The following is a 15196-nucleotide window of genomic DNA, read 5'->3' as shown; positions in this document are numbered from 1 at the left end:
TCAGCGGCAAGGTTGGCCTCAGCGGCTTCGGCGAGCCGGGTAAGCCGTTCCGTCTCGCCCGTGGCTGAACGCAGAACCGAACCCAATTGGCCCAGCTTCTCCGCCACTGCGGCCAGCCGTGCATCGGAGTCATGCAGTTGTTCCAGCGCGGCGTCCGCCCGGGACTGCGCTTCAGCCCTGCGGGCGGTGGCTCCCGCTATGCCAAACCGGGCCTGCTCGAACCGCGCCGAGGCCGCGCCAAGCGCCTGCGTAGTCTCTTCCACCGCGGCCTGGACCTCCAGGGTGCCGGGTGCGCTGGACGATCCGCCGCGGACCGAGAAGGCGGTGAAGACGTCACCGTCATCCGTGACTGCGGTCAGTTCCGGATTCGCCCGCACCAGGTCTGCGGCGGCATCCAGATCGCCGACAACGAAGACGCCCGCCAGCAGCGCGCGTAGGGCCCCTTCCAGCCCGTTGCGCGCAGTCACGAGGTCGACGGCGGCGCGTGCGCCGGGCGGCAGGTCCACCGGTGTGCCGGGCCCGCAGGTCCCGGCGATCAGCAGATCCACCCGGCCGGCGTCGTCGTCCTTCATCAGGCGCAGCGCCCGCCCTGCCGACTGCAGCCCGTCAACCGCCACAGCGTCCGCCGCGGCACCCAGTGCGGCCGCGATGGCCGCCTCATAGCCGGATTCAACGCTGATGAGCCCGGCTACCGGTCCCAGGACGCCGTCAATACCGGCGTCGAGCAGTACCCGCGAACCATCGCGGCGTTCGAGGCCCATCCGGAGGGCGTCCCTGCGGGCCTGCAGGGAATCCCGCTCCCGTTCGGCCTCGCGCTCCTGGCGGACAAGTCCTTCCAGTTCCTCCAGAACCGCCTCCAGGACACCATTCGCTTCCTCATAGTCAGCGTCCAGGCTTTCCTCGCCCTCCTCTGCTCCGGCCACCTGCGACTCCAGCGCAGCGAAATCCCCCTGCGCCTGGCTGCGGCGCTCCCCCACATCAATGACCGAAGTGCGCAGGCGCCCCAATTCCGCCTCCGCCGACTCAACTCGCGAACGGGCGGCGCCAACCTGACCCGCCAGCCGCGCCATTCCTTCGCGGCGGTCTGCTGCCGCCCGCAGCAGGGATGCCAGCCGCTTCTCCTCGGCCGCGGCTGCGTCTTCAGCCTCTCCGCGCTGTTCGACGGCGTCTTCGAGAGCTTCGCGACGCTCGCCGATGCTTTCCTGCAGCTCAGACTGCTCCGCCCTGACCTGCGCCGCCTGACGCTCCAGTTCGTCCGGATCCCGGCCGGTGTCGGCACCCGCGGCGCCCTCGTCAAGTGAACCCAGCAGCCGCCGTCGTTCCGCTGCCAGGCTGCCCAGCGATCGGAACCGCTCACGGGTGGAGGAGAGGCGATACCAGGCGTCGCGTGAGGCATTGAGCCGGGGCGTGGCCTCGGCCGCGAGCCGTTCAAGCTCGGCCTGTCGGGTGCGTCCCGTCTCCAACAGTTTCTCCACCTCGGCCCGGCGTTCCTTCAATGCCGTCTCATCCGCCGCCTCCTGCTCACATGAGGTGGTGAGTTGAACCAGTTCGTCGGCAAGCAGCCGTGCCCGCGCATCGCGGACCTCAAACTGGACCTGTTGGGCACGGCGGGCAATGTCCGCCTGTTTGCCCAGCGGAGTGAGCTGGCGGCGGATTTCCCCGGTCAGGTCCGTCAGCCGGGTCAGGTTGGCCTGCATCGCCTCCAGCTTGCGGACTGTTTTCTCCTTGCGCCGCCGGTGCTTCAGGATGCCTGCTGCTTCTTCGATGAACCCGCGCCGGTCTTCCGGCGTGGCGTGCAACACCTTGTCGAGTTGTCCCTGCCCCACAATGACGTGCATTTCACGGCCCAGCCCGGAATCGGAGAGCAGCTCCTGAATGTCCAGTAGGCGGCAGTTGGCGCCGTTTATCGCGTATTCGGAGCCGCCCGTCCTGAACAGGGTGCGCGAGATGGTCACCTCGGAGTATTCAATCGGCAGGGCGCCGTCGGCATTGTCAATGGTCAGGGACACGTGGGCCCTGCCAAGCGGCGGCCGACCGGACGTGCCGGCGAAGATCACATCCTCCATTTTCCCGCCCCGAAGGGTCTTGGCGCCCTGCTCCCCCATCACCCAGGCCAGCGCGTCAACCACGTTGGACTTGCCCGAGCCGTTGGGTCCCACCACGGCCGTGACGCCGGGCTCAAAGTCAAATGTCGTGGCAGAGGCGAATGACTTGAAGCCCCGCACGGTTAGACTTTTCAGGTGCACGGGTCTCAGTTTCTCCAAACGGGGGATCTTTTTCCCTCAATCTACTTGGTTGAACGCCCGCCCGGCAGTATTGTGCACGCAATCATGGCCAACTGAATGTGCACATGGTGGCAACGAGGAACTAGGCTTTCCGTAGGATCGTTTGATAACCGAAGTATGCTTAGCAGTCTCTAAAGGGCATCTAACACCGGCCAGCGTTGACGGTCCCGGTGCACCGAACAGCGGACAAGGCAGGAAAATTGACCGGCAATTTCAACTTTCGACACCACAACACGGCACTCCTCGGGGTGGAAAGTGTTGAGGCTCCGGTCATTGTCACATCCTCTGAATTCGATCGCATCCTCGCACCCGCCCTCAAGCGTCTGCGCTTATCAAAGGGCTTGTTGCAGCGGGTCGCAGGAATTACGGAGCGACGCTGGTGGGCACCCGGAACCGCGTTCGACGACGCCGCCATTGAGGCCGGAGCCAAAGCGCTGGCCTCCTCGGGTATTGAGGCCTCGCAGATCGGCCTGCTGATCAACACGTCGGTGACCCGCACCAACCTCGAACCCTCGGTAGCAGTGAAGATCCACAACGGGCTGGGACTGCCATCCTCCGCAATGAATTTCGACGTCGCCAACGCGTGCCTGGGATTTGTCAACGGGATGACCCTCGCAGCCAACATGATCGAGGCAGGACAGATCCAGTACGCGATGGTTGTCAACGGCGAGGACTCCCAGACCACCCAGGAGGCTACCCTACGGCGCCTGAACTCCCCCGAGGCCACCCGCACCAGTTTCCTGCAGGAGTTCGCCACCCTCACCCTGGGTTCCGGGGCTGCGGCCGCGATCCTTGGGCCGGCCGACGCCCACCCGGGATCGCACCGCATCCTGGGCGGAGTGGCACGTGCAGGCACGGAACATCACGAGTTGTGCGTAGGCGGGCTGGACGGCATGTACACGGATGCGCAGGGGCTGCTGGACGGCGGACTCGAACTGGTGGTCGACGCGTGGAACGAGGCACAGCTGGACTGGGACTGGGCCGAGATGGACCGGTATATCACCCACCAGGTCAGCACCACACACACCAAAGCCATGATTGAAGCGGTGAACCTTGATCCTGAACGCGTCCCGCAGACGTTCCAGAAATGGGGCAACGTGGGACCGGCATCGCTTCCAATGACCCTCGCCGCAGAGGCACAAACACTGAACAGTGGCGACCGCGTGCTGTGCATGGGAGTGGGCTCGGGCCTCAACACCGCCATGCTGGAGATTGCGTGGTAGCACTTCCCGGCGTCGACCCATTGTGGTCGACCCATCTCGACGTCCCCTCAACCGCCTCCGTCGACCCGAACGGAACAGTGAACCGGTGGCACTATCTGGACAACTCGGCGTCGCTCGCGGCCGAACCGCACGGTACGCTCCTGTGCGTTCATGGCAACCCCACCTGGTCCTACCTGTGGCGCTCGCTGCTGCAGACAGGCGCTGATGCAGGTTGGCGGGTCATCGCCGTCGACCAGCTTGATATGGGCTATTCGGAGCGTACGGGACGTTTTCGACGGCTCGCCGACCGGGTAAGCGACCTCGAGGACTTTACTGCCGCCGTCGGGCTCGCCGGCCCGGTGGTGACGGTGGGGCATGACTGGGGCGGCGTGGTGAGCCTGGGCTACGCACACCGGAACCGGGAAAACCTGGCCGGGGTGGTCCTCACCAACACCGCCATCCATCAGGACCCGGACGATCCGATTCCCGCCGCGCTGCGCCTGGCCCTGCACGGAGCTGTGCACAAAGTGGGTACGTCCGGCACCACTGCGTTCCTCGACACAACACTGTCGCTGGCGAGGCCCCGCCTTCCTGCTGACGTCCGGGCCGCCTACCGGGATCCTTACGGCCGCGCGTCCCGTCGTCAGGGCATCGCCAACTTTGTGGCGGATATTCCTGCGGATTCCAGCCACCCGAGCTATGAGACGCTCCAGGAGATCGCTGAGGGCATCCGCTCACTCAGCGTTCCCGCGCTGATGCTCTGGGGGCCGGCCGACCCCATTTTCTCCGACACCTATCTGGAGGACCTGACGCGACGGCTGCCCCACGCCGATGTCCACCGCTTCGAAGGAGCCGGCCATCTGGTGGCCGAGGACCGCGACATCGCCACACCGGTATTTTCCTGGCTGGCACAGACGCACCGCGGCAGTGACAACCACGTCCTACGCCAGCACTCAGACGGCTTCCTTCCGCTGTGGCACCAGCTTGGTGTGAGGGCCGGCGGTATGGACGCGGGGTCACTTGCGGTTGCCGACATGGGCAGAGACGGCGCCGTGACAGAATCCCTGACCTGGGCCGAACTGCAGCAGCGGGTGGAGGGTCTGGCCTCGTCCCTCGCTTCCATCGGTGTCCGCAGCGGGAGCCGCGTCAGCCTGATGGTGCCCCCGGGCATCGCCTTGACGGTGCTGATCTACGCGTGCCTGCGTCTTGGCGCAATAATTGTCGTGGCCGATGCAGGGCTCGGCGCTAAGGGACTCAGCCGCGCGGTTAAAGGCGCTGTTCCCGATTTCCTGGTGGGGATCGGAAAGGCCCTTACCGCCGCACGGCTCTTCGGCTGGCCGGGTATCCGCATCAGCCTGACGGAACTGCCCGCGCCCCACAAGCGGCTTTTGGGTGTGTCGCATTCGCTGGAGCAGTTGACCTCGCTCGAACGCGGGCCGTTTACCGCACCGGAACCCCACGCCGATGCTGACGCGGCGATCCTCTTCACTTCCGGCTCCACCGGACCGGCCAAGGGTGTGGTCTACACCCACCGGCAGCTTGCCGCCATGCGGGACACCCTCGCCACAACCTTCGGTATCCGTCCCGGCAGCGCCCTGGTGGCCGGGTTTGCTCCGTTTGCGCTTCTAGGACCCGCTCTCGGGACGGCGTCGGTCACGCCCGACATGGACGTCACCGCGCCCCGGACACTCACCGCGCAGGCCCTCGCCGATGCGGCCGCGGCCATCAGCGCAACAGTTGTCTTTGCCTCCCCCGCGGCGCTGCGCAACGTGCTGTCGACGTCGGATGACCTCACGCCCGATGGCCGTGCTGCGCTCGGTGAGGTTGGCGTGCTGCTCTCCGCCGGGGCACCCGTTCCCGAACCGCTCCTTGGCCGGTTACAGGGCCTGGTGCCGAACGCGTCCCTCCACACCCCGTACGGAATGACTGAAGCGTTGCCCGTAACTGACATAGACCTGGCGTCGATCCGGGAAGCGTCAGCGGATGCGTCGACGGTCCAAGGCGCTGGCAACGGGGTCTGCGTGGGGCTCCCCGTACACGGAGCCGAGGTAATGGTCAGTGCGCTGGACGGCTTGGGCACCGCGGAGGACGAGCCAACTCATGACCCTGGGATTACGGGCGAAATCCTTGTCCGGGCCGCCCACGTGAAGGACCGCTACCATCGCCTCTGGCTCACTGAGCAGGACAGTTCCCGAAACAGTGGCTGGCACCGGACCGGGGATGTTGGCCATTTCGACGCCGCCGGAAGGCTTTGGGTGGAGGGCAGACTCGGTCATATTATCACCTCACCGGCCGGAATCGTGACGCCTGTCGGTCTTGAGCAGGCAATCGAGGCCGTTGAGCAGGTGGCGCTTGCCGCCGTCGTCGGTGTGGGTCCTCCCGGGACGCAGGCAGTGGTAGCCGTCGTCGAACCCGTACCAAGCGTGCGGAAGCCCGGGCTGGCGAACGCACGGCTGTCCCAGGCGGTGCGCGGCGCGGCACGCTCCGCGGGTATCCCGTTGGCCGCGGTACTGGTGGTGCCGTCGCTCCCCACGGATATCCGGCACAATGCAAAGATTGACCGGTCCCGGGTTGCCGCATGGGCCGCCGGAGTGCTCGGGGGCGGCAGGACAGGCGCGCTGTGACAGTGCTCGTCACGGGGGCCAGTGGGCTGCTGGGCCGGGCAGTGGCAACCCTGCTGGTGGACGGCGGCCATACGGTGCGGACATTCCAGCGACGCCCCTCTTCGGTGGCCGGCGCCGCGGACGTGGCCGGCTCATTGACCGAAACCGTTGACGTGCGCCGCGCGGTCCAGGGGGTCGACGCTGTCATCCACCTTGCGGCCAAGGTGTCAGTCAGTGGCCCCACAGCCGAGTTTGAGGCAGTGAACGTCGAAGGTACGCGGCGTTTGCTGGCAGAGGCGCACGACGCCGGTGCCCGCGCGTTTGTGTTTGTCTCGTCACCATCTGTGGCTCACGCCGGCTTCTCGATAGTGGGGGCAGGAGCAGAACCTGCCAGCCCCAGCCATGCCCGCGGTAATTACGCACGGACCAAAGCGGCGGCGGAACTGCTGGCGCTCGCAGCGGACTCTGGAAATTTCCGGGTCTCGGCGGTGCGGCCGCACATTGTCTGGGGCCCTGGCGACACGCAGTTGGTGGGGCGGGTGCTGCAGCGGGCCAAGGCGGGCCGGTTGCCGCTGCTGGGCGGCGGCACGGCTCTGGTGGACACTACGTATGTCGATAACGCGGCGTCGGCCATTGTTGCAGCACTGACCCGGATTGAGTATGTCGGCGGGCAGGCCGTGGTGGTGTCCAATGGTGAACCGCGGCCGATCGGTGAGCTGCTGGCCGCTATCTGCCGCGCGGGAGGCGTCCGGGAACCCCGCCGCAGTGTGCCGGCGTCTGTCGGCCGGATGGGCGGAAATCTCGCCGAGAACCTGTGGCGGCTCGCGGCGCCCGACAGGGAACCACCCATGACGCGGTTCCTCGCCGAACAATTGTCCACGGCACACTGGTTTGATCAACGCCGCACCCAGGCGCTGTTGGACTGGGCACCCGAAGTATCCCTCGACGAAGGCTTTGCCCAACTGGCGGGCCACTACGGCGGCTCCACCGCTTAACGCGAGACGCTCCCGCACATTTTGTGGACTGGCCCGAAACTCGGGTTCTTGCCAACAAAATGTGCGGGAGCGTTGCTGTGGTTTCTTAGCCGCCTACGTGGATGAAGACCGGACCGGAACCGAGATGAACCGGCGCTACAACGGTTTGGTTACCGTTGAAGCCGCCGTGCACAGCCTGGCCACCGCCGATGTAGACACCGATGTGAGCCACACCGGCACCGCCGTCCGCGTAGTAGACCAGATCGCCGGGAACAGCCTGACCTTCACTGACAGTGCTGCCAAGAGACAAGTATCCGGCTGGCCAGTCATGGAAGTTAATGCCAGCCGCAGCCAAGGCATTGGTGACCAGCTTGGTGCAGTCTTGGCTAACACCAACCTGGCTTTGGGCGGCGGCGGCAATCGTCGCAGCCTTGCCCGAGGATGCCGGCGCTGAATAGCTAGCGACCGTGATGTTGCTGGACGCCGTGGTGATTCCCATGGTGCTGGAATCAGCCGGTGCTGGTGCCACCTCAGCCGGCGCTGGCGCCAACTGTGCTTGAGGTGCCGGAGCAGCCTGCGCCTGGGGTGCCGGAGCCGACGGGGCAGCACCTGCACCGCCGGAGAGTGCAATGACATCACCCGGGTAGATGACAGAATCCCAGCCCAGGCCGTTGGCAGCGAAGATTGCTTCCAGGCTCACGCCATAGTTGGATGAAATGCTTCCGAGAGTGTCACCTGACTGGACGGTGTGTGTGGCGGCAGCGGACGCCGATGCGGTCTGCGCCGAGGGCGCGGCAGCTGGCGCCGCGCTCTGAGCCGGGGCGACCTCGGTGGCAGCGGTTGCCTGCTGGACAGGTGCGGTTGTTCCCGCGTTTGCGGGCAATGCGACACCACCAAGCATCAGACCGGACGCTGCGACCACAACGGCTGCGGGGCGGCCGATTGATCCGGCGTGCGATGTAACCGCTTGCGACAGTGTCTTCAGCGGGCTTGCCGGAGTTGCGCGGTGGCGCGCGATATGACGGTTCCTGGACATGATTGAGCCTCTCCCAATGCCTGCGAAGTTAGCTGTCGGATTCGGATGGGAGCCACCCGGACGCAAAATATCTTTCGATGCCTCGTGCGTCTTAACCCCAAGGACTTCTTGCGAAGCCCACTACTGGTTCCCCCGCTCCTGCCGGATGTGTAGCGAACGGACCTCGCAGTAGCGGCAGGATTTGGCAATCTACCCGAGGACGCCGGGACATGAAGATCACGGCGTGACAATAACGTTACATTCGATTCGAATGTTTGTCACATTCCGGTCACGCCGACATCGGGCGCCGCCGCGCTCCCCCGACCACCCCGCCGTCGAATCTCCGGCTGTTTCCCACTAGATCTTGTACTGGTCCGTCGGGTTGTCTGCGTCTGTGTTTGCTGATTTTTCGTTCCGGTGCATAGCACCGGAGAGCGTTTCCTGCGCCTTCTTCACCGCGTGCTCAGCCTGCGCCTGGACCTCCGGTGCCTTGGCCTTGACAGCTTCAGTTGCATCGGAAACGGTCTCCTGAACTTTGGGGTTGTTCCACAATTCCTGAGCCTTGATTTTGAGTTCTTCGTAGCTGCTCCGGCCCGCACGCGAACCCAGAACGTAACCTGCTGCGAGGCCCGCCGCGAAAATGAGTTTGTTCTTCATGTGCTGCTCCTGACGTTGCGATTGTTACTTGCCTTCGAATCTAGTCAGTCTGCTTACTTTTGTCACGCCGGGCCTCGGAAAGAGCCGAGTCTCGGGAAGATTCGGGCATTTCAGGTGACTTCGAGCGGGGCGAACCCGCGCTAAGTGCATGAAAGTTCCACAAAGGAACGACGACGGCGCTACCAGCGTGCGTTGCGCGGTATCGGCTGGCAGTGCGGACACGTGTAGGAGGATCGGTTCATGAAGATGTCCCGCCGTATCGGCGATATCAGCCCGCTCACCGCACACCGGCGGCACGGCTGGGTTTCCCTGCCATAGGCGTTAAGGGACCGCTCAAAATAGCCTGACGCTCCATTGACGTTTACATACAGGGAATCAAAACTCGTACCGCCTGCTTCGAGGGCACGTTCCATCACTGACCGGCACGCCTCGATGAGGCGCAAAGCATCCGCGCGGCGCAGCTTGTCCGCGGCGCGGGCAAAGTGGAGTTTGGCAGCCCACAGGGCCTCATCCGCATAGATGTTTCCCACTCCGGAAACCAGCGACTGATCGAGAATAGCCCTCTTGATGCCGGTTTTCCTGGCCCGGAGACGCCTGAAGAACTCATCAAAGGAGAAGGCCTGGTCAAGCGGGTCACGGGCAATGTGGGCTGCCTCCACGGGGATGAGCGGCAGCGGGCTCTCGCCGAGACCCCCGGGCTGCCCGTCTGCCGTGGGCACCATTCCGGTGACAAACAGGCCCCCGAAAATCCGCTGGTCCACAAACCTCAACTCCCTCGGCAGCTCCCCCAGCTCTACGTCTGTCGCGGGCGAGAGCGTGAAGCGCACCTTCAGATGCTTCTCATCCGCGGCGCCGGCACCCTCGACCAGCAGCTGCCCACTCATGCCGAGATGAGCCATCAGGGCCACCGAAGGCTGCACACCGGGTGTGTCGGGCGTGCCCGGCGCGTGCGTTGCATCGACTCTCCCCAAATGGCCCTTCCCAGCCGGATTTTGCCCTGAGAACGGCAGTTTGGGGAGAGTCGATCCAGATGGTTCCAGCGGCATCCACAAGAACTTTCCCCGCCGCACGGCATCCACCACCCGCGCACCCATCAGGTTTCCGCGGAAGTCCTGGGCTCCCAGGGAATGGCGCCGGATGGAACGGGGATCAAGAACCTGGACATCTTCGATGATCCGTCCCCGTACCCAGCTGCCCAGACCGCGGCGAACCACCTCAACTTCAGGAAGCTCGGGCATGAACAGTCAGCGCGAATCGGCCGAGCGACGCATCGGCTCGCCGTCGGCGGCGGCATCGTCGACATCGATTGTGCACCCGGCCTTGGCGTCCCGAAGCAGTTTCCAGGATGCGGAAGCTGCTTCCTGCTCGGCTTCCTTTTTGGAGTGGCCGGACCCTGCGCCAAAGGAGTCTCCGCCGATGGTGAGGATTGCCTCGAACCGCCGGTCATGGTCGGGACCGAATCCGGAGACCTTATAGTCGATGGTTCCCATACGGCGCGCCGCCGCAATCTCCTGAATGTTGGTCTTCCAATCGGTTCCCGCGCCCATGGCAGCGGAGTCGGCAAGAACCGGTCCGATAAGCCGCATAACCATCCCGCGCGCAACCTCGATCCCATTGGAGAGGTAGGTTGCGCCGATCACAGCTTCCATGGTGTCTGCGAGAATGGACGATTTGTCCCAACCGTTGGTCAGCTTCTCCCCCTGGCCAAGCAGGATGTGCTGCCCCAGTCCAAGCTGCCGGGCAATGTCGGCGAGGGCACGCGTGCTGACCACCGATGATCGTCGTTTTGCGAGCTCGCCCTCCGGAAGGTCGGGGTTATCCCGGTAGAGGGCCTCGGTCACGGAGAGGCCCAGCACCGAATCGCCGAGAAACTCGAGGCGTTCATTGGTGGGGATACCGCCCTGCTCGTAAGCGAAGGACCGGTGGGTCAGGGCAAGACGAAGCGTCCCGGCGTCAATACTGACACCGAGACGCTCCAAAAGCTCTTCTGTACTAGCCACGTCTACTTACGCATACACATAAGAGCGCTGCAAGCATCCCGACAGATAAAGGGACGCACAGCGGTCGTTAGACGTCGGCTACCTTGCGTCCCTTGTACTCAAGGAACAGTGCGGTGCCTGCGGAGTCGGTGACTACCTTTGCCTGGTGCGACAGGCTGTAGGTAACGCGGCCGTTCTCCACGGTCTTGACCAGTTTGGGCGCAGTTGCCTTCCACTGGGACCGGCGTGCACGTGTATTCGAGCGGGACATTTTCCGCTTGGGAACAGCCACGACTAACTCTCTTCTCTCTCGACAGACTCTGTACTTTTTGCCGGATCGCTTGATCCGGCAGTGCCGGCCAGCCCCGAAAGGGCTGCCCAGCGAGGATCCAAAACCTCATGGTGGTGACCTGGATCGTCCTCGAGCCGTGCGCCGCATTCGGCACACAATCCCTGGCAGTCCTCCCGGCACACCGGCTGGAACGGCAGCGACGTAACCACTGCGTCCCGCAACACCGGCTCAAGATTGACGACGTCATTCTCAACCCTGTGCTGTTGTTCTTCCTCAACCTCGGCGGCCCACTGGGAGTCGCCGTAGTAGAAAAGTTCCTGTACATCGACACTGCTGCCGTACTTGATGGGATCCAGGCACCGTCCGCATTCGCCGGTTATCTCGACGTCCGCGCTTCCCGATACCAGGATTCCCTCATGTACGGCCTCAAACCTCAGGTCCAGTTCCATCCCGGAACCTTCCTGAACGCCAATGAGCGCCACACCGAAATCCTTCGGTGCGGGTACATGTTCTTCGATTGTCCGCATGCTTCCCGGGCTGCGCCCGAGGTCCTTGACATTGAATGTCAAGGGCGAACTGAGATCGCTCTTAATTGGGACTCCTGTAGAACATATGACCGACGTATCATCCTAGCCTGAACTGCGTCCCTACCCCAAACCAACACTTGGTATCAGCCGCCTGCCAACAGCCTGAATGACGACGACGGCGCGATGCGGGACCTGCATCAAGCTCACCACGGATGACACGGGGATCCAAACAGGACGGGCGAACAGGACAACAGACCGTAGGCTGGAGCGCGTGGGGCAACTACGCGTAGGGACAGACCGAAAGCGGACGGCGCTGCGGGCGGCTGTGTCCGCTGGGGTACTGGTGGTCTTTTGGTGGTTGGCATCTTATTCGCTGTTTTCCAACCCGCCGCTGTGGGAACCGACCCCCGCCGACGCGGTGGTGGTACTGGGCGGCGCCAGCTCCGAGCGGCTGCCGGTGGGTAGGCAACTTGTTCAGGATGGCCTGGCACCGGTGCTGGTGCTCTCCCATACGGATACCCCCGGCAACTTGGACGCTGATCGGCTCTGCAACCGCCCGCACCGCGCGTCCATTGTCTGCTTCAGGCCGGAGCAGTTGACCACTCGTGGCGAAGCGCGGGCAGTTGCCAGGCTGGCGGAGGACCGCGGCTGGGACCGGGTACTGGTGGTGACCTCCAGGTACCACGCGCTACGTGCCAATCTGCATCTGGAGCAGTGCTCGGACGCAGAGATTGTCATGAACGCGTCCTCACCCTCTCTGGGAGTCCTTGGCTGGCTCCCCCGGTTTATTGAAGAGGGCGTCGGAGTCGCCGCGGGATTGGTCCGGCCGGCCTGCGCCAACCCCATCTAGCAGCCCAAGGAGCCCCAGGAGCCCCAGCACACGCATATGCTGCTGTATTCTTCTCTGCATGACGCAGATACGTGTGCGCGAAGCCGCACAGTTCCTCGGGGTCAGCAATGACACGGTCCGGCGATGGATCGACGACGGCACCCTCACCAGCACCAAGTCGGCGGGCGTCACGGTACTGGACGGTCTGCAACTGGCCACCCTCGCCCGTGAGCGGGCAGTACTCCCCGACGACCCCTCGAACATGGCAAGCTCCGCCCGCAACCGTTTCGTGGGACTGGTCACGGAGGTGGTCACCGACAAGGTGATGGCCAAGGTCGAGCTGCAGTGCGGTCCGCACCGCGTGGTCTCGCTGATGAGCTCAGACGCCGTCCGGGACCTTGGCATCGAGCCGGGCTCGGTAGCGGTCGCGGTCATCAAGGCCACCACAGTCATCATCCAGACCCCTGACGGAAAGTCCTAGAGTGGCATCCATCCGCGCGTTCGGCAGGGCGGCCGCCGTCGTCGTCCTCCTCACCGGCACGGCCTCCTGCGGCGCACCGCAAGAAGACAACAGCACGACGGCGGGCAGGCTGAGCGGAACGCTCACCGTGTTCGCCGCGGCGTCATTGACCGACACGTTCACGCAGATCGCCGAGGAGTTTGAAGCTCGGCATCCGGATGCCTCGGTTCAACTGAGCTTCGCCGGATCATCGGATCTGGTCACACAGATAACGGCAGGGGCACCGGCCGACGTCTTTGCCTCCGCGGACACCAGCAACATGGACAAGCTGATCGAAGCCGGGTTGGTTCTCGGCGCTCCCGTGGACTTCGCAACCAACACCCTGATGATCGCCGTACCGGCCGGTAACCCTGCCGGAGTCACCAGCCTGGAAGACCTCGTCGACCCCGCCAACAAGGTGGTCATCTGTGCGCCGCAGGTTCCGTGCGGCACAGCAACTGTCAAGGTCGAGCAGGCAGCCGGCGTGGATATCAGCGCGGTCAGCGAGGAGTCCTCGGTCACCGATGTGCTCGGCAAGGTGACCTCAGGCGAGGCCGATGCGGGACTTGTGTATGTCACCGATGTCTCGGCGGCCAGCGACGCCGTCGAAGGCATAGCCTTCGACGAGTCAGCTGAAGCGGTCAACACCTACCCTTTGGCCCCGGTGGTGGACGGAAACACGGATCTGGCAGAGGCATTTATCGAACTGGTGACCGGAGAGGGTGGACAGACAATCCTGGCCGCCGCGGGCTTTGGACCGCCGTCACCGTGAGCGGCGGAAGCGCTTATTCGGCCGTTCCCCGGTGGATCTATCTGGTTGCCGGAGCCGGTGCGCTCTTCATTCTGATACCGCTGGCCGCTGTGGTGCTGCGGGTCAACTGGGGACAGTTCATACCGCTGATCACCTCGGAATCCTCGCAGTCGGCGCTGTTACTGAGCCTGCAAACGTCCGCTGCCAGCACGGCCCTTTGCGTGCTGTTCGGGGTGCCCATGGCGCTGGTGCTGGCACGCAGTTCCTTCCCGGGCCAGCGGATCCTGCGGGCGCTCGTGCTCCTTCCACTCGTGCTGCCGCCGGTGGTGGGCGGCATAGCGCTGCTGTACACGTTTGGGCGTCAGGGGCTGCTGGGCGGGTCCCTCGACGTCATCGGTGTGGACATCGCTTTCTCAACCGCCGCCGTCATCATCGCCCAGACGTTTGTGGCGCTCCCCTTCCTCGTGCTGAGCCTTGAGGGCGCCATCCGGTCCGCAGGCAACCGCTATGAAGCGGTAGCTTCCATGCTCGGCGCACGTCCCACCACCGTGCTGCGGCGGGTCACCCTGCCCCTGGTTCTGCCAGGGCTGGTATCCGGCGCGGTGCTGTCCTTCGCGCGGGCCCTCGGCGAATTCGGTGCCACGCTCACCTTTGCGGGCAGCCTTGAAGGGGTCACGCGCACCCTGCCGCTTGAAATCTACCTGCAGCGCGAAACCGACCCCGATGCCGCCGTCGCACTGTCCCTGGTACTGGTGGTTGTTGCTGTGCTTGTGGTTGGCGTGGCCCACCGGGTGCAGGACGGTAGACGGATCCCATGAGCCTGACGTTTAACGCCCGCGTGCGCGCCCGGGGGTTCGACCTGGAGTTCAGTGTTGCGCCCGGCGAAACCGTTGCTGTGATGGGGCCAAATGGTGCGGGTAAGTCCACGCTGTTTGGCCTCATTGCCGGGTTAATCAAGGCCGACGACGGCGCGTCCTCCCTGGCAGGGCGCGTCCTCTTTGACGACCGCAACTGGACGCCTCCGCATGCCCGCGGGGTGGCAATGCTGGCGCAGGAGGCGCTGCTCTTTCCTCATCTCTCAGTGCTGGACAACGTGGCTTTTGGACCGCGGAGCGCCGGCGCTTCCAGGGCCGCATCGAGGCAGGCCGCACAGCACTGGCTTAGCGAAGTGGAAGCCCTGAACCTTGCGGAAAAACGGCCGGCGCAGCTATCCGGCGGGCAGGCGCAGCGCGTCGCCGTTGCCCGCGCCCTTGCGGCCGAACCACGCCTGCTCCTTCTCGATGAGCCAATGGCATCACTGGACATTGCTGTGACACCGGCCCTGCGCAGGACCCTCCGGCGGGTCCTGGAAGGGCGCAGCGCCGTCATCGTGACCCACAATGTACTCGACGCACTGATGCTGGCGGACCGGGTGGTAGTGCTGGACAAGGGTCGCATCATAGAGGAAGGCCCCACCCGTGCTGTGCTCGAGCAGCCGCGCAGCACCTTCGCTGCGGGGCTGGCTGGGCTCAACATGCTCACTGGGACGACGGTCCAGGGAGGCCTGGCTACTCCAGAAGGGATTCGGCTGGCCGCTTCCGCCG

General features: G+C 64.6%; 15 protein-coding genes and 1 riboswitch. Of the genes, 8 read left to right on the top strand and 7 right to left on the bottom strand.

Features of this window, described 5'->3' with window-relative positions; all coding sequences use genetic code 11:
• Window positions 1-2246: chromosome segregation SMC family protein (locus Y708_RS31020; protein WP_253905771.1), on the bottom strand; the 2246-nt coding region annotated here is incomplete at its 3' end.
• A 239-nt stretch (window positions 2247-2485) separates the two neighbouring features.
• On the opposite strand from Y708_RS31020, the gene Y708_RS0110795 reads away from it, so the two are divergent.
• Genes Y708_RS0110795 through Y708_RS0110785 form a run of 3 tightly spaced genes read left to right on the top strand, consistent with a single transcriptional unit; the run spans window position 2486 to window position 7085 of the window.
• A complete protein-coding gene (locus Y708_RS0110795) occupies window positions 2486-3508 on the top strand; it encodes a 3-oxoacyl-ACP synthase III (protein WP_028279951.1) in 1023 nt (340 codons plus the stop codon).
• Complete coding sequence (locus Y708_RS0110790) at window positions 3502-6111, top strand: alpha/beta fold hydrolase (RefSeq protein WP_028279950.1); 2610 nt, start codon at window positions 3502-3504, stop codon at window positions 6109-6111. The genes Y708_RS0110795 and Y708_RS0110790 overlap by 7 nt, the downstream gene beginning before the upstream one ends.
• Window positions 6108-7085 carry an NAD-dependent epimerase/dehydratase family protein gene (locus Y708_RS0110785; protein WP_028279949.1) on the top strand — a complete coding sequence of 326 codons (978 nt, stop codon included), beginning with the start codon at window positions 6108-6110 and terminating at the stop codon, window positions 7083-7085. Before Y708_RS0110790 ends, Y708_RS0110785 begins: the two co-directional genes overlap by 4 nt.
• Before the next feature lie 85 nt (window positions 7086-7170).
• Here the strand turns inward: Y708_RS0110785 and Y708_RS0110780 are convergent, their stop codons facing one another.
• From Y708_RS0110780 to Y708_RS0110755, 6 genes are all read right to left on the bottom strand, one after another.
• Window positions 7171-8100, bottom strand: a complete 930-nt coding sequence (locus tag Y708_RS0110780; RefSeq protein ID WP_028279948.1) for a LysM peptidoglycan-binding domain-containing protein — start codon at window positions 8098-8100, stop codon at window positions 7171-7173.
• A gap of 3 nt (window positions 8101-8103) precedes the next feature.
• A riboswitch (cyclic di-AMP (ydaO/yuaA leader) is annotated at window positions 8104-8297 on the bottom strand.
• 139 nt (window positions 8298-8436) lie between these two features.
• Window positions 8437-8736: a hypothetical protein gene (locus Y708_RS24325; protein WP_051478897.1), complete on the bottom strand. Its 300-nt coding sequence runs from the start codon at window positions 8734-8736 to the stop codon at window positions 8437-8439.
• Window positions 8737-8915: 179 nt separating this feature from the next.
• On the bottom strand, window positions 8916-9974 hold the full coding sequence (gene mutM, locus Y708_RS0110770) for a bifunctional DNA-formamidopyrimidine glycosylase/DNA-(apurinic or apyrimidinic site) lyase (RefSeq protein ID WP_028279947.1): 1059 nt from the start codon (window positions 9972-9974) through the stop codon (window positions 8916-8918).
• A 6-nt stretch (window positions 9975-9980) separates the two neighbouring features.
• Window positions 9981-10736 carry a ribonuclease III gene (rnc, locus tag Y708_RS0110765; protein WP_028279946.1) on the bottom strand — a complete coding sequence of 252 codons (756 nt, stop codon included), beginning with the start codon at window positions 10734-10736 and terminating at the stop codon, window positions 9981-9983.
• Window positions 10737-10803: 67 nt separating this feature from the next.
• Entirely contained in the window at window positions 10804-11007 is a 204-nt protein-coding gene (gene rpmF / locus Y708_RS0110760) for a 50S ribosomal protein L32 (protein WP_028279945.1), read from the bottom strand.
• 2 nt (window positions 11008-11009) lie between these two features.
• The gene (locus Y708_RS0110755; protein ID WP_028279944.1) at window positions 11010-11576 is read right to left on the bottom strand and encodes a YceD family protein; all 567 of its coding nucleotides are present in this window, start codon (window positions 11574-11576) and stop codon (window positions 11010-11012) included.
• A 229-nt stretch (window positions 11577-11805) separates the two neighbouring features.
• On the opposite strand from Y708_RS0110755, the gene Y708_RS0110750 reads away from it, so the two are divergent.
• From Y708_RS0110750 to Y708_RS24320, 5 genes are all read left to right on the top strand, one after another.
• Entirely contained in the window at window positions 11806-12384 is a 579-nt protein-coding gene (locus Y708_RS0110750) for a YdcF family protein (RefSeq protein WP_216699773.1), read from the top strand.
• A gap of 58 nt (window positions 12385-12442) precedes the next feature.
• Window positions 12443-12844, top strand: a complete 402-nt coding sequence (locus Y708_RS0110745) for a TOBE domain-containing protein (protein WP_028279942.1) — start codon at window positions 12443-12445, stop codon at window positions 12842-12844.
• A 1-nt stretch (window position 12845) separates the two neighbouring features.
• Window positions 12846-13634: a molybdate ABC transporter substrate-binding protein gene (gene modA, locus Y708_RS0110740; RefSeq protein WP_035775965.1), complete on the top strand. Its 789-nt coding sequence runs from the start codon at window positions 12846-12848 to the stop codon at window positions 13632-13634.
• Entirely contained in the window at window positions 13631-14431 is an 801-nt protein-coding gene (locus tag Y708_RS0110735; protein ID WP_028279940.1) for an ABC transporter permease, read from the top strand. The genes modA and Y708_RS0110735 overlap by 4 nt, the downstream gene beginning before the upstream one ends.
• Window positions 14428-15196, top strand: a 769-nt coding sequence (locus tag Y708_RS24320; protein WP_051478895.1) for a sulfate/molybdate ABC transporter ATP-binding protein, incomplete at its 3' end; no start/stop codon positions are given. The genes Y708_RS0110735 and Y708_RS24320, both read left to right, overlap by 4 nt.

Source organism: Arthrobacter sp. H5 (genome assembly GCF_000520595.1).
Taxonomy (GTDB): Bacteria; Actinomycetota; Actinomycetes; order Actinomycetales; family Micrococcaceae; genus Arthrobacter_D.
Note: the sequence above shows the minus strand (reverse complement) of the source record. Positions and strands in the feature narration are given on the sequence as shown.

Excerpts from the sequence above, each read along its gene's own strand:
- Y708_RS24325 (WP_051478897.1), bottom strand. The coding sequence starts at position 8,736 with ATGAAGAACAAACTCATTTTCGCGGCGGGCCTCGCAGCAGGTTACGTT.
- Y708_RS0110745 (WP_028279942.1), top strand. The coding sequence starts at position 12,443 with ATGACGCAGATACGTGTGCGCGAAGCCGCACAGTTCCTCGGGGTCAGC.
- Y708_RS0110780 (WP_028279948.1), bottom strand. The coding sequence starts at position 8,100 with ATGTCCAGGAACCGTCATATCGCGCGCCACCGCGCAACTCCGGCAAGC.
- mutM (WP_028279947.1), bottom strand. The coding sequence starts at position 9,974 with ATGCCCGAGCTTCCTGAAGTTGAGGTGGTTCGCCGCGGTCTGGGCAGC.